Source organism: Deltaproteobacteria bacterium (assembly GCA_016874735.1).
Taxonomy (GTDB): Bacteria; Bdellovibrionota_B; Oligoflexia; order Oligoflexales; family CAIYRB01; genus CAIYRB01.
In genome coordinates this window covers 159,713-173,637 of the sequence record VGTI01000002.1, presented here as the reverse complement: position 1 = coordinate 173,637, position 13,925 = coordinate 159,713, and the positions used below count along the sequence as shown (strand labels likewise).

Sequence of the window (13,925 nt, the reverse complement as noted above, 5' to 3'; positions counted from 1 at the left end):
AGCCTTAAGTGTCCTATGTATCTTTGCTACGAGAGCCTGCCTTAAGCTCAAAGCCCCTGCTTTTTCCTTGGCTTATATCCGTACGCGGGATCGGACGAGACGGTAGCGGCTGTGCCAATCCCGGCGTGGAGGTGGCGGGTCGAATAGCGACCTGCCACTTACTTTGTTTAAAACAAATAAAAATATCATAAGTATCTATTTAAGATAATTAACAAACGAGCCGATAACCATACTGATGCGGGTGGCCAGCTAACCCACAGGTCACGACCGGCAATTTGTGGATAGGAGTAATTATGGCTTTTATGAAACGAGTGTTTCTCTTTTTGATGGTGAACATGCTGATCGTGGTCACCATTTCGACCGTCCTCTCACTCCTGGGAGTAAGCCCTTACCTAACGGCACAGGGCATCGATTATCAGTCATTGTTGACGTTTTGCCTGGTTTGGGGATTTGGTGGTGCTCTGATTTCTCTCGGGCTTTCCAGAGTCATGGCTAAATGGATGATGAGCGTCAAAGTGATTTCCGAGACGGATGCGAGTCCGGATGCCCGCTGGTTGCAAGCTACGGTCGCACGCCTGGCGAGCCAAGCTGGTCTACCTGGGACGCCAGAAGTCGGGGTATACGACAGCGACAGTCCTAACGCCTTTGCGACGGGTCCGACTAAATCCAGGGCCCTTGTGGCGGTGTCAACAGGTCTCCTGCGCAATATGCAAAAACAAGAGCTGGAGGGTGTGCTCGCTCACGAAGTGGCGCACATCGCTAATGGCGACATGGTCACGATGACATTGCTGCAGGGCGTGGTTAATGCATTTGTGATGTTCTTTGCCAGGGTCATTGGTTTCGCGGCAGGACAGCTGGTTGACTCCGAAAAACGGGGTCTAGTTCGTTACGTAACGGTGATCCTTTTTGAAGTCGTGTTTAGCCTCCTCGGTATGATGGCGGTAGCAGCATTTTCGCGTTACCGCGAATACCGTGCTGACGGTGGTGGTGCTGATCTCGTAGGACGCGGCAAAATGATTGCAGCTTTGCAGTCTTTGCAACGCACGGCAGAAGTGCCGGAGGGCGCACCACAGTCGATAGCTGCGTTTCAGATTTCTGCTGGAGGCCGCGCAGGAATACTGGCGCTGTTCTCGACGCATCCGCCGCTTGCTGAGCGCATCCGTAAGTTGCAGCAAAATTAAACGGTGTATCGAACTTAGATCAAACTCCTGCGAGATAGCATCTAATGTCTCGCAGGAAACCATGATTGCCTAGTGTGTCGGTATCGAAAAAAAATAAGTTACAGTTTTGGTTTTTTAACTTTTGCGGGAGCTATTGCTTTGCTACATCACCGCCACGTTTTAAAGAAAGGCGGTAAATCATGGTAAAAGATTTAGTTGTTGTGGCATCGATGGCGAGATTAGTTAAGGGCGCACTAGTATCTTCGGTCTTTGTGGCCGGGATGGCTCACGCGCAGGAATGGTCAGAAGAGTGCCTCTGGCCAGGTAGCTGGGATTCGGCCTACGTCCCATGCGTATCGGCAGTTGACTACGGTAACGGTCATGTAGATCCAGGTTGGACAGGCGGTGGGTCATCAGGTGGATCGTCAGGATCGGGCAATAACTGCTACGCTTACAACCGCGACGGCAGAACATGTTCCTTCGTCGGTTACTCCGAGGGCCAAGTTGGTACGCCGTGGGGTCAGGGTGCTGGAACATTCCGTTGCACCAATGGTTGTCTGCAGTACGTTAATCAGTGAGTGAAAGCGCCTCAGGGATGAGGCTTTGCCAAGCTCGTGGTCAATCGCCTCCTTTTTCGAGTGGTCTAAGTGCCCGAATTTTTGAAGAATTTTGAGTTTTCTGCAACCCTCTGACTTTGCTCGGACTTTATCTCTGGCCAAAACAATCCCTGCCTACAAAAACTAGCGATCGCAAACAGCGTTGTAAGCTGCTGAAATCATAGGGTCAAAAAAATACTTTTAAAGATCCGCTCAAGCAGCGTCGAACCCCGCTTTTGAGGGAAAAGAGGGACATTTCGTCCACCTCTCAAAGTGTTTGGTTGGATCGGATGGGCACTGTAAACGCCAAATCGCAGAGTACGATCGCTGCCGCTGCGCGCGGTATTGCGTGCCTCGTTGGTGTTGTGTTTGTTGCTCTCCTTGCGGAATCATCTCGCGCAGTTGGAGAAGAAACTTTTAGCATGAATTACGCAGGACGCCTCACGCAAGCCAACGGCGCTCCCGTTGAGGGCGCGGTAGATATCGAGGTGAGCTTCTGGAGCGCTGCCACTGAAGGCGAGCAGCGCGGGCGCAGCATCAGCAAGCCTGGCATCAATCTAAGCAACGGCCTCTTCGCCATCGATCTTCCCTTTTCAGGCCCCGATCTTGCTGCAGTGTTTGGTAACGGTACCAGCGCAGTCTATATCGAGATTAGTGCTGGCGGTAAAACTTATCCCCGCCAACGCTACATATACACGCCATTGGCGCTGCGCATCCCGGTGGACGAGAGTCATTTTGACTATAGTGACACGAGTGGCAAGCTCCGCATTAAAATGGATAGCGGAGCGACCGACGGCAGTGTCATGACTAGCGATGGTCGCGGTGGCTTTACTTGGAAAAAAATCGACGCCACCCAGTTAGTCGCCAAGAACGAAGCTAATGCTGCACCGACTGATAAGCAGGTACTTACATATAGCAACGGCAAGTGGATCGCCGCTGATGTTGCCCAGGCTACGGGCTTTGTGACCGAACTAAGCGGTGTCGCACCCATCACCGTCGCGGGGGCAGGAACAGCACCCAATATTAGTATCGCTAAGGCTAGCGGCACAGCTTCGGGTTATTTGAGTTCAGGAGATTGGAGTAATTTCAACACAAAACAAGATGCTCTTGGATTCACGCCGATAAACAAGGCTGGCGATACTCTCGGTGGCACAATCAATATGAACGGCAAGACCCTTACTGGTCTCGCCACGCCTGCTGACGCGAGTGATGCAGCATCCAAGAGCTACGTTGATACGTCAGCGCTCCGCCAAGATGGATCGGTGCCACTTATCGGAGCGTGGAATGTCGGTGGCAAAGACATCGTCAATAGCGGCAACTTAGGCATCGGCTCCACTGAGCCCTCAGCTAAACTCGACGTCATCGGTCAGATCAAAATCCAAGGTGGCTCGCCCGGTGCGGGTAAAGTCCTCACCAGTGATGCCAACGGTCTAGCCTCGTGGACTGCGCCTGCAGTTGGTAGCGTCACATCAATCAATACCGGTGTGGGTCTTACTGGTGGCCCTATCACTGGATCGGGTACCATCGAACTTGCAAACACTAACGTCACACCTGGCACCTTCAACCGAGCAACGATTTCCGTCGATCAACAAGGACGACTCACGGCAGCAAGTAGCGGCCCTGCCATTACGGACGCAGATATCGACGCAGTAGCGAACATCGCCCAGACAAAGATTAGCGGCCTAGGCACATCGCTGGCCAGCAAAGAGCCAACCATTGCCGGTGGCACGACGTCACAATACTGGCGCGGTGATAAATCTTGGCAGGCACTTGATTCTGACGCTGTCACTGAGGGGACCAATCAGTACTTCACCGCAGCCAGAGCTAAAGGCGTATTCACGGCCACAGCACCAGTGAGCTACAACTTCACCACTGGTGATATTGCGATTTCTCAAGGTAGCGGTACTACCAATGGGTATTTGAGCTCAGCCGATTGGACCACGTTTAACAATAAGCAGAATGCGCTCGGTTACGTTCCGCTAAACAAAGCCGGCGACACAATTTCTGGCAACCTGGTCATGGCCAGTGCCAAAGTCTTTGGTCTCAGCCCCAACGCCTCGGATCCAGCACTAAGTGGTGACGCTGACGAAGGCAAAATGTGGTTTAACAGCACCAGTAACGAGCTCAAGTATTGGGACGGAGCCACTGTTAAAACGCTTGGCGTAGCAGGATCAGGGCTGCAAAGCTTCAACGGGCAGACAAATAATAGCCAAACCTTGGCCACCGGGTGGTCTTCGGGCACTGCACCCAACTGGGTCTCCAGTGCTGGGACTCATACCTTAAACATCCCCCTTGCCTCAAGCGCTGGGGTGGCTGCAGGTCTTATTTCGACAGCAGACTATACGACGTTTAATACTAAAGTCGGCAATGTCACCGCTGGAAACGGCATGCAAGTATCCACCGTGGGTACAACGGCAACGGTAAGTCTGCCAGTCACCGGCACAGTAGGCACCTATACAAAGGTGACCACCGATGCTTACGGCCGTATCACCACCGGAACATCGCTCGCTGCGGCGGACTTACCACCTCACAGTGCAGGCCTCATAACTTCTGGGACTCTGAATGTCGCTAACGGTGGTACGGGTCTTAACACCGCGCCATCTAACGGACAGTTACTCATCGGTAACGCAGGTAACTTTGCTCTCGGTACTTTGAATCAGGGCGCCAAAGCCGGTGTTAGCATTGCAAGCGGGGCCGGGTCCATCACGCTGGATACGGCTCAGGATATCCGCACCTCAGCATCGCCTACGTTTAATAGCCTATCGGTCTCGTCACTGACAGCTCCTGTGATTTTGCAAGCAGCAAGTGCAGCGCCCAATTTGAGCGCTGCGGGCCAAGGCAAAATCTACTTCGACCAAACCGACAACGAATTCAAAATCTCGCAAAATGGTGGCGCCTACACCAAATTAGCCTCCGGCGGCACCGTCACCAATATCACTACAGGCACTGGTCTCACTGGTGGACCTATCACGGCAACAGGCACCATCAGCCTCAGTGACACTGCCGTCATACCAGGCAGCTACACACGCGCCAATATCACCGTCGATGCGCAGGGTCGGCTCACTGCGGCACAAAGCGCTGCGACCATTGTCGATGCTGACGTCGCCGTTGGTGCTGCCATCGCTCAGTCCAAGATCAGCGGACTCACCGCGGATCTCGCCGCTAAAGAATCTACTGTCGCTGCAGGCACCAACACGCAGTATTACCGCGGTGACAAGACCTGGCAGACGCTGAATACGACTGTAGTGACTGAGGGCACCAATCAGTACTTTACACCAGCGCGGGCCATATCTTCACTTTCTGGCAGTGCGCCGATCACTTATAGCACCGTCACTGGAACGATCGGCATTGGTCAGTCTAGTGGATCAAGCAGTGGGTATCTAAGCTCCGCAGATTGGAGCACATTTAACGCTAAGCAAAACGCTATTGGTTATACGCCGTTCAATAAAGCGGGTGATACCTTAACTGGCGCACTAAACGCTGGCGGATTTGATATTAACAGCACCGGTAATATTCAGATGGCTGCGTCGAAGACCTTGGCCTTTAGCAACAATACAACTGACCCGGTAGGCCTTACTGTCGCGGATAAAGGCAAAACATGGTTCAATGCGACATCTAACCAGTTGAGATACTGGGATGGCACTGCCGTCCAGACAGTCGGTGCCGTGGGTGCCGCTATCGCGACGCTCAACGGGCTGAGTGGAGCTAGTCAGTCCTTTGGGAACCCTGGTACCACTGGCACGGTCCCTGCCTGGGTATCCACGAGTAACATCCATACACTTAATATCCCGATGGCCTCGGCGGCTAACGTCACAGCTGGTTTGATTTCAAACGCAGATTACGCAGCATTTAATGCAAAACAGCCGGCAGGCAGTTATATCACCTCGCTCAGTGGAGATATCACTACCTCGGGTTTTGCCGCAGGAACTGCCACTGCGACTCTATCAACGGTTGCAGCCGCAGGTACTTCGACCAAAGTGACCTATGACGTCAAAGGGCGCGTCACTTCTGGCACTTCCTTAGTCGCGGCTGACATTCCGCCTCACAGCGCGGCGATGATAACGTCGGGGACTCTAGCCGTAGCTAACGGTGGTACGGGCGTGTCAAGTTTAGCGTCTAATTCAGTTGTTTTGGGTAACGGCGGAAGTGCATTGCAAACCGTTGCACCAGGCAACTCTGGCAACGTTCTGACCTCTAGCGGAGGCACTTGGGTAAGTTCTCCGGTTCCCTCAATCAACTGGGCGGCGCCAGGAGCGATTGGTGCCACGACCGCAAGCTCGGGCGCGTTTACTACCCTGACGACCAGTGGCAATGTAGGCGTCGGGACCACGGCATCAGCGTCGTCATTGCAAGTGGCCTACGATTACACCAGTACCAATATTGACTATGCTCAGCTCACGCTGACGGGGTCCACCAACTCTGCTCGTGGCCTGACTTTGGGGTTCGACACGACCAATAACTTTGGGTGGATTTACGCGAGAGAGAGCGGCATCAACGTCAGGAATTTGATTCTTCAAGGCCCAGGTGGGAGCGTAGGGATTGGGACCACGAATCCAGGAGCCTCGCTGCATGTCCAGAGAACAGGCACATCGAATCCCACCTTTGTCTCTGGCGATGCTTTAGTCGTGAGCAGCACCGGTGGAGCTGGCTATTGGAATGCGATCAACGTAGTGAGCGGCGATAGCGGTGCATCACAACTGAAGTTCAGCTCGGCAACCAATAACGGTTACGGTGTGATACATTACGACAATGCCAGTAACGATATGGCGATTAAGACAAATAATACCGAGCGCCTGAGGATTACCGGTAACGGCACTATCGGCATCGGTACAGCGACTCCCGGAGACTACTTGCATTTATACACCGGCGTGACCAACTCAGGTCTGACATTGACCGGGAACAACAGCGCTTTTGTTGCACTTCGCGCAAATCTTAGCCAAGGTGCCTTTAACAGCATGACTACCTTGGGTGACAGAGGTTTGATTTACGGCGGCGGTTCGATTGGGAATCCCGGTGGTGGATTTGTCATTGTGCCTTGGGCTAATGCCTCTAGTGGTATCAGACTGGATGCGAGCGGCAACTTGGGAGTCGGTTTTGCCTCTCCCACGGCCAAGCTCCATGTGTCCGGCCAGGTTGCTGTGGCAATGCCGGCCAATAGTGTACCAACCGCAACCACGCAAACATTAGATTGGAATGCAGGTAACCTGCAGGTAGTCGACCTCGCGAGTGCGACGGGTAATGTGACTCTCACGATGTCCAACCCGGTTGCAGGCGCATCATACGGTATTAAGATTATTCAGGGCGCCAATGCTCGCAATATTGTGTGGCCGGCTAGCGTAAAATGGCCTGGCGGAATCCCCTACTCCGTGAGTACGATTTCGGGTGCGGTTGATTTTGTGACTATGTTCTATGACGGGAGCGTCTACTATGCGTCTGCGGGCAAGAATTACCAGTAATTGGTGGCCGTCTCGGCGCTGGTTACTAGTTGCGCCGCCTTTGGTTGTGGCTGCCACCGCATTGGCTTTCCCGCAGCTTGGACTGATGCATGGCGCAAACGCGACTAATGGCGACAACTCCACTACGATGCCTGTACTTATGTTGCACATGGACGGTGCCAATAACGCTACGACTGTGCTCGATTCTGTAGGAGGGATGATCACTACCGTCGGTACGGCGAAATTGTCAACGGCCACGGCTGTGCAAGGGACGGCCAGTTTGAGTCTACCGGGCACCTCCGGCAATTACGTCAAGGCAAGCCAAAGCGATGTCTATGCGATGGGGACTAATGACTTCACTATCGAAGCCTTTATCAAGACCTCGTCAGCAACTAGTCAGACTATAGTGGGTATGTGGGACGGCAGCAATACGGCATCACATACCATATTTGGTGTGGAGAGCACAGGCAAGTTAGCTTTAGCTCTCGCAGATCTAAATTTGAATGATTTTGCACTCACTGGAGGTAGTGGGGTTACCGATGGTCGTTGGCACCATGCCGCTTACACTAGAATGGGAAATACCCATACTTTGTGGTTAGATGGCAACAACGTAGCAAGTATTGTATCGTCAGCGGCTCGCTTTGCAAGCAACGTCGACCTCTACATTGGGCAGTATCAGTGCTGTTACTACTATCCATTTAACGGCAATATCGACGATCTTCGGATTACTAAGGGCAAGGCCCTTTATACGACGTCATTTGTACCACCTGTGCAGCAATTTTACGATGTGGCGGGACCAGCTTCGATTCCAAATTTAAAGCTATGGTTACGTGCCGACGGCATCAGCGGAGTTGCAGATGGAAGCCCGGTTGCAACTTGGACCGATGCGAGTGGCAATGGATTTGCAGTATCTCAAGCCACCGGATCTAGCCAGCCTATTTTTAGGACTAATCAAATTAACGGTAAGCCAGTACTGCGTTTTAATGGCGCCGGACATTTTTTGCAGGGCAACTATACGGGCACGGTAACAGGAAAGACTATGGTGGTCGTCACCACTTTGGCCACGCTAACACCAACTGGCACGGCCAGTGCGGGATGTCCTCTGTCTGTGCAGAGTGCAGATGGCTTTGTGTTCGACGCGATTGACTACAACGAATCGGCAGCCAAGCGGTGGCACAATGGATCCGACTTTGGCTATAGGAATGCCGCCACGGTATCACCAGTTGATGAGACAGTGCTCGGACCTCACGTGATCGCCATTCGGTCCACCACCTCGAGTTACGTACTTTATCGTGATGGCTTGGTGCTTCAGTCGACTACAGCCTACTCGCCTCCGTCTATAAGCTCGGGTAAATTCAACGTGGCCTACCGTCATACGGGGGGTGGTAATCCCTATTATTACGGTGATATCGCCGAGGCAATCATTTACGACCGCGCTATCACCGATGCCGAGCGTCACCGACTCGAGTATTACCTTAGTAACAAATACAATCTTGGCATGCCGGCAAAAACCTGTGCCGAACTTCTCAACACCGGTAAATCTGTGGGCGACGGTGTTTATACCGTCGATCCGGATGGCATTACCGGTACCTTAGGGGCGACGAGCGTCTACTGCGATATGACGACTGATGGTGGGGGGTGGACGCTCGTAGCGGCCACAAACTCAAATGCATCGACCCCTGTAGCAAGTAGCCTGCTTGCGCCAACGACCCCTGGACTTTTAAACGCGACCATACTTCCAGCGCTCGCTCAAAATAGCAGCACGGTGCGTATCCTGGCACCAGCATACTCTGTAAACATAAAGAGTACCGATACATTTCCAATTTCAAGGCTTCGGAGCTATTACGGCCTGTCTGACGACGCAACTATGGGCAATGCTGGGGCACACTGGAGTCCAGGATACTCCAACCTTGCTTATACCTGTGCTTGCACCGGCAATCAGACGCTATCGGAGAATATATACCACGCGTGCTGTAACGGTACGAACGGCTTCCATTGGCATCCGTTAAGCACTGTCTCGAGGTGGTCTTGGCCTGATGCAAGTACGACGCTCACCCTGTGGGTGAAATAAGCAAATTAAACGTCTAAAACATCCATCCGGCGCGAAACGATAGAAAAGTTGGGTTTATACTCTTCGCTGATTGCTTTGCATCATTATGAAACTTATCCTCTTCAGCTGTATGGGCATCTGGATGTGCGTAAGTTTCCTTAATCACGGCACCGAACGGAACATACATCCTGATCCAGTCCACGGCCATGATAAATCCATTCTCCCATGACCACGCATTGCCAATCAAAGCTGACGTGTAAAGATAACGTCCAGCCACTTGACCTGACGCTTCATCGTTCGTAGTGCGGTAACTCGCTATTTCACTGGCGGCTCCGAATTCAAGGGCTATGTTTGCTGAGTTGCCTATAAAGTGACGCGCCTCAATCCTGGTGTCTCGATAAGAGAGGCGTGTGTCGGAAAGTTTAGCCGCACTTTCTGCGTCCAATATACCTCTGCGCGCTGCTTCTCCGCTGCTATCGTTTGCGGTGAATGCGAGGCCAATATTTGTTTGTGGCGTTATGAATCGCGTCAATAGAATTCCAGAATCGGAAGAAATGGAGACCGCAAACCTTTTTCCCTCGCGGGCCTTGGCGGAGCTTCCTTCATCTGGTTTGGTCTCTTCGGGAGATGGCTTTAATACTGAGAGGCTTCTCATAAGCGAGGCGTCAAGCGGCACATCAATTCCAAATTGAGCGTAAAGGCCACTGTCGTGTTCGCCGATGATGGTGTCATAATAGTATCCATCATTGCCGAGGACACCACGTTGTTGCCCGATAGTCTCGTCGCCGGCTTCGTTTTCGACACCGATATGAGCACGAGCTAAGTAGGAGTAACCTAGGGTCGCCGCGATTTTCACACGGTTTTCAATCTCGTGCTGGATGCCAAAGCCAATGTGCGTATAGAGCAGAGCGAAGTCGGTCTTACGGTCTAGGACTACTGGCGACACGCGGCACTCGATGTCATTGCATTTAGGGGCACCAAAACGACTTCGTTCCTCATCTGACAAGGTCTCATTGGTGCGTGTGTAAGCAATAGGTCGCTTGCCCAGACCTCGATGGTAGGATACTCCCCATTCGACGCGTCCAAAGCCAATGTCAACGGCTTGCATGAACACTGCGGGGGGCGAAAAAGCCCATACCCTGGGACCAACCAGACCCACGCCTAGCTCGACCGGCGTAAAGATGCCGTACTTCCAGCCTGCCCGTAACCCAACGAGAGTGTATGGTGCACGACCGATACCACCTGCGGTACCAATATAAAGGCGCGAGAGATTCTTAGCGCTCTTTGTGGGAGTCTTCAGCCTGAACCTGCATCGACGCGAGTAAAGCAGCAAAGATGACAAGTAACCTAAGGATGTCTTTTGCAGCTGTCAATTAGGCCACCAATCGTCGCAAGTCAGGGTTCCTTAAGTAAAGTCCTGCCCATAGTAGGATGCCAAATACGACGGGTAGGCTGAGTTCAAATGGGCCGTGGGCGTTGCGTAAGTGAATACACACAACTCCTCCCAGATAGCCCGTAAGTAGAATAGCTCCTATGAACGAGGTGCGCGGTACGAGATAAAGCAAGGTGCTTAGTAGGAGAACGACGCCCAAAGGTAGGATGGTGGATTCCGTCAGTCCCAGCGCTAGAGTTGCATCCACCACTTGCGCTGGTTTTACGAATTTCATCACAGCGTCAAGGAGTAATAGAATTCCGACAGAACCAGAAAAAAAACGTCCAACCCAAAGAGCCGGTCTTGAAATCTCAGCTGTCATTGCAGCTCCCGTATGTTTCCGAATTTTTTTAGATTAAAACATGGTGGGCCGGGATCATCAAGGCGCCGCTACGATAAACACCTTACCTGCCGTGATGTGATCATAAAGCATCGGACCGGCAAATGCTTTCGTTACCTGGAAGGTGACGGAAGTACCCGGCTTGATAGGATTGCGTGCATGCGGAAACGGGGCACCACCAGTGTGGAGCAAATGATCAACCGTATCCTCGTTGGTGATCTTTAGGCTCTGACCGACTTTGAGGTTTATCGTGGTAGCGGCATCGTTCCATGGTCCATTGCCGGTCCCTGCCTTAATTTTGAACTCTACGACATTAGGTTGCGTGTTGGTAGCGGGCGTAGATGGCGGCGGATTCATGGGTGTTAGAGTTTGTACTGTTGTCTCCGGTGACTTCTCTTTTTCTTTAAATCAACCGGAGCGTCGTCGTGCTCGTGCGGTTCGGCAATACTAGTCTCGACGGTATCGTCTACCGATTTCGAGGCATCTGACGAAGCCGGGCTGTTTACTTTGCGGCCGGAAGCACTGCGCTGCGGCGACTCGGTCTGGGATGCCTGGTCGTAGCAAGAGGACAAAACGGCAAGTCCTAGACTGATCGCCAAGATATGTCTCGTCATGATGCGCTCCGGGAATTGAAGCAAAGCCACCGAGGTCTGCCACTGAGTATATCGGCAAGGGAGAGCGAAAACCTGAGTTTAAGTTTGGGTTAAGTCGTATTGCCCTGTTCTGGATTGGGAGCTAATGTTTTTTCTTAGTGCTTATGGTATGTTGCCAAAGTGGTATCGGTGTACGGTGAATGCTTTTCATGCTGGTAGCGACCGCCGTGAGCCATGACTAAATCACTGATCGTGGAGTTAACATGTTTAGGAATTCGCTCGCCCCCCTGGCTCTAATGACGACTCTTTTCTTGAGTGGATGCGGCTGGCAGCAGATCCCACAAGCCAAGAATGACGTCGAGGCGACGACGGCGGAAATCACAAATCAGTACAAGCGCCGCGCTGACCTGATTCCGAATCTGGTGGAAGTCGTCAAGGGCTACGCTGGCCACGAGCAGGAGACCTTGACGGCGGTCGTTGAGGCGCGCGCCAAAGCTACCGCGGTGAACATCGACCCGAGTCGGGTGACACCACAACAGCTTAAAGAGTTTCAAGACTCTCAGGGTCAACTCAGTCAGGCACTCGGTCGTCTTATGGTGGTGACGGAACGCTATCCCGAACTAAAAGCCAACGAAAACTTTCGCGACTTGCAGGCACAACTCGAGGGTACAGAGAACCGCATTACGATCGCCCGGCAGCGGCACATTGAAACAATCAAGGCATTCAACAACCTAATTACCGTGCCGCCAACGAGCTGGACAAACGCGCTACTTTACCATTTTGAAAAAATGCCACAGTGGTCTCTCAGCGAGTCTGAACAAAAAGCAGTTGAGATAGCGCCGAAGGTTCAGTTTTGAGGGCTTGGTTTTTCTCCATAATGGTGACGATGTTCAGTCAAGTGGCTGATGCGTCTCCGGACTTTGTCGTGCCGCCGCTGACTGGCCCAGTGGTGGATACGGCGCATTTGCTTGAGCCCCAATCGGAAACTTTTCTGTCTCAGAGGCTACGTGCCCTGCGTGAGCAGGGCGGTAGTCAAATTGTAGTACTGACTGTCGATGAGTTACATGGTTTGCCCATAGAACAGGCAAGCATTCAGGTCACCGACGCGTGGAAACTAGGCTCAGCCACCAAGGATAACGGCATACTCTTACTCATCGCTGCCAAAGAGCGTGCAGTGCGTATTGAGGTAGGCCAAGGACTTGAGGGACAACTCACTGACGCCTATTCACGCCGCATTATCGATCGCGTCATAGTCCCCAGGTTTCGGGCATCTGATATCGATGGCGGTGTGATTGCTGGTGTTGGTGCCATACTCCAGTACACCGATCCAGACTTCGTGTTTGGCGGGGAGCCGCAACCCGACGCGTCTCGTCGTGGGTGGTCGATGCCATTTTTGATTTGGCTCGTCATTTTCGTATTTATTTGGCTGCGTTCCCTCAGTGGCGGTGGTCCGGGTGGTGGTTTGCGCTCTGGATATAGACGCTCAGGTCCCACCTCCTGGGGCGGCGGTGGCTTTGGAGGCGGTGGCTTTTCGGGAGGCGGTGGTTTTGGTGGTGGAGGATTTTCAGGCGGTGGCGGTGGGTTCTCTGGTGGAGGTGCGTCCGGGCGATGGTAACAAATGCAGTCCCAAGCATTCCCAAGTGGCTGAAATCAAAACTTGTGCATGATGACATCGACCAAGTGGTTCGTGCTATCCATCAGGCAGAAGCGGACACCGATGGAGAAATTGTACCCTTCATTGTACGGAGATCGGTTCCCGTTAGTCACGGCGGCTCCTTGTGTGTCCTAAGTCTCTGGCTTTTGGCGGCTCCAGTCGCCCTGATTGTGGGTTCGCAACATCACTGGCTCCTGTTGGCTGCCCTTGCAACGGCGCTAGCATGGCTTGGGTTGTGGCTAGGGACTACGGGTTTTGTGATTCGCCTGATTACCCCCAATCCCGAGATTGACCGCCTCGTGTGGCAGCGTGCTAAAGCTGAGTTCTACAATGAGGGTATAGGTCGCACCAAACGCTCCACTGGCATATTGATTTTCTTATCCATGGATGAACATCGTGCCGTGGTTTTGGCTGACCATGCGATCGGGGCGAAACATCCGCCGGAAACCTGGCAAGAGGTCTGTGATCTGGTCACTGGGGGACTACGTAACGGCACCCTTAAAGACGGCTTATGTCAGGCTATTGCGCGCAGCGGTGCTATCATCCGGCCGTACTTTCCCAAGGCTATCGATACCACCAACGAGCTCCCCGATCGGCTAGTGATTCGCGAGTGAACGATAGCGATGCCTGGATACTGCGAGCAAGGAAGCGCGTGTAGATGTTGC

General features: G+C 52.8%; 11 protein-coding genes. 7 read left to right on the top strand and 4 right to left on the bottom strand.

Annotation, left to right across the window (positions count from 1 at the left end; all coding sequences use genetic code 11):
• The first annotated feature begins 293 nt into the window (after positions 1 to 293).
• From htpX to FJ146_02355, 4 genes are all read left to right on the top strand, one after another.
• Entirely contained in the window at positions 294 to 1,181 is an 888-nt protein-coding gene (htpX, locus tag FJ146_02370) for a protease HtpX (GenBank protein MBM4250793.1), read from the top strand.
• A gap of 179 nt (positions 1,182 to 1,360) precedes the next feature.
• Positions 1,361 to 1,738, top strand: a complete 378-nt coding sequence (locus FJ146_02365; GenBank protein MBM4250792.1) for a hypothetical protein — start codon at positions 1,361 to 1,363, stop codon at positions 1,736 to 1,738.
• Between the two features lie 308 nt (positions 1,739 to 2,046).
• Positions 2,047 to 7,212 carry a hypothetical protein gene (locus FJ146_02360; protein ID MBM4250791.1) on the top strand — a complete coding sequence of 1,722 codons (5,166 nt, stop codon included), beginning with the start codon at positions 2,047 to 2,049 and terminating at the stop codon, positions 7,210 to 7,212.
• Positions 7,166 to 9,262: a hypothetical protein gene (locus FJ146_02355; GenBank protein MBM4250790.1), complete on the top strand. Its 2,097-nt coding sequence runs from the start codon at positions 7,166 to 7,168 to the stop codon at positions 9,260 to 9,262. The genes FJ146_02360 and FJ146_02355 overlap by 47 nt, the downstream gene beginning before the upstream one ends.
• Before the next feature lie 13 nt (positions 9,263 to 9,275).
• On the opposite strand, the gene FJ146_02350 is transcribed toward FJ146_02355, so the two are convergent.
• From FJ146_02350 to FJ146_02335, 4 genes are all read right to left on the bottom strand, one after another.
• A complete protein-coding gene (locus tag FJ146_02350) occupies positions 9,276 to 10,349 on the bottom strand; it encodes a hypothetical protein (GenBank protein MBM4250789.1) in 1,074 nt (357 codons plus the stop codon).
• Between the two features lie 265 nt (positions 10,350 to 10,614).
• Positions 10,615 to 10,995: a DoxX family protein gene (locus FJ146_02345; protein ID MBM4250788.1), complete on the bottom strand. Its 381-nt coding sequence runs from the start codon at positions 10,993 to 10,995 to the stop codon at positions 10,615 to 10,617.
• A 57-nt stretch (positions 10,996 to 11,052) separates the two neighbouring features.
• A complete protein-coding gene (locus FJ146_02340) occupies positions 11,053 to 11,370 on the bottom strand; it encodes a hypothetical protein (protein ID MBM4250787.1) in 318 nt (105 codons plus the stop codon).
• Between the two features lie 5 nt (positions 11,371 to 11,375).
• Positions 11,376 to 11,627, bottom strand: coding sequence for a hypothetical protein (locus FJ146_02335; protein ID MBM4250786.1), 252 nt, complete (start codon positions 11,625 to 11,627; stop codon positions 11,376 to 11,378).
• Positions 11,628 to 11,869: 242 nt separating this feature from the next.
• Here FJ146_02335 and FJ146_02330 point away from each other — a divergent pair, with 242 nt between their 5' ends.
• The 3 genes from FJ146_02330 to FJ146_02320 are packed head-to-tail and all read left to right on the top strand — an operon-like array spanning position 11,870 to position 13,874.
• Positions 11,870 to 12,463 (top strand): LemA family protein, encoded by a 594-nt coding sequence (locus tag FJ146_02330; protein ID MBM4250785.1) that lies wholly within the window; start codon positions 11,870 to 11,872, stop codon positions 12,461 to 12,463.
• On the top strand, positions 12,460 to 13,221 hold the full coding sequence (locus tag FJ146_02325) for a TPM domain-containing protein (protein ID MBM4250784.1): 762 nt from the start codon (positions 12,460 to 12,462) through the stop codon (positions 13,219 to 13,221). Before FJ146_02330 ends, FJ146_02325 begins: the two co-directional genes overlap by 4 nt.
• A complete protein-coding gene (locus tag FJ146_02320; GenBank protein ID MBM4250783.1) occupies positions 13,215 to 13,874 on the top strand; it encodes a hypothetical protein in 660 nt (219 codons plus the stop codon). The genes FJ146_02325 and FJ146_02320 overlap by 7 nt, the downstream gene beginning before the upstream one ends.
• Positions 13,875 to 13,925: the final 51 nt, after the last annotated feature.

Bases quoted from the DNA above. Each gene is read 5' to 3' on its own strand.
- FJ146_02350 (MBM4250789.1), bottom strand. From the start codon at position 10,349: ATGCAAGCCGTTGACATTGGCTTTGGACGCGTCGAATGGGGAGTATCC.
- FJ146_02340 (MBM4250787.1), bottom strand. From the start codon at position 11,370: ATGAATCCGCCGCCATCTACGCCCGCTACCAACACGCAACCTAATGTC.
- FJ146_02335 (MBM4250786.1), bottom strand. From the start codon at position 11,627: ATGACGAGACATATCTTGGCGATCAGTCTAGGACTTGCCGTTTTGTCC.
- FJ146_02330 (MBM4250785.1), top strand. From the start codon at position 11,870: ATGTTTAGGAATTCGCTCGCCCCCCTGGCTCTAATGACGACTCTTTTC.
- FJ146_02365 (MBM4250792.1), top strand. From the start codon at position 1,361: ATGGTAAAAGATTTAGTTGTTGTGGCATCGATGGCGAGATTAGTTAAG.
- FJ146_02360 (MBM4250791.1), top strand. From the start codon at position 2,047: ATGGGCACTGTAAACGCCAAATCGCAGAGTACGATCGCTGCCGCTGCG.
- FJ146_02345 (MBM4250788.1), bottom strand. From the start codon at position 10,995: ATGACAGCTGAGATTTCAAGACCGGCTCTTTGGGTTGGACGTTTTTTT.
- FJ146_02320 (MBM4250783.1), top strand. From the start codon at position 13,215: ATGGTAACAAATGCAGTCCCAAGCATTCCCAAGTGGCTGAAATCAAAA.
- FJ146_02355 (MBM4250790.1), top strand. From the start codon at position 7,166: ATGACGGGAGCGTCTACTATGCGTCTGCGGGCAAGAATTACCAGTAAT.
- htpX (MBM4250793.1), top strand. From the start codon at position 294: ATGGCTTTTATGAAACGAGTGTTTCTCTTTTTGATGGTGAACATGCTG.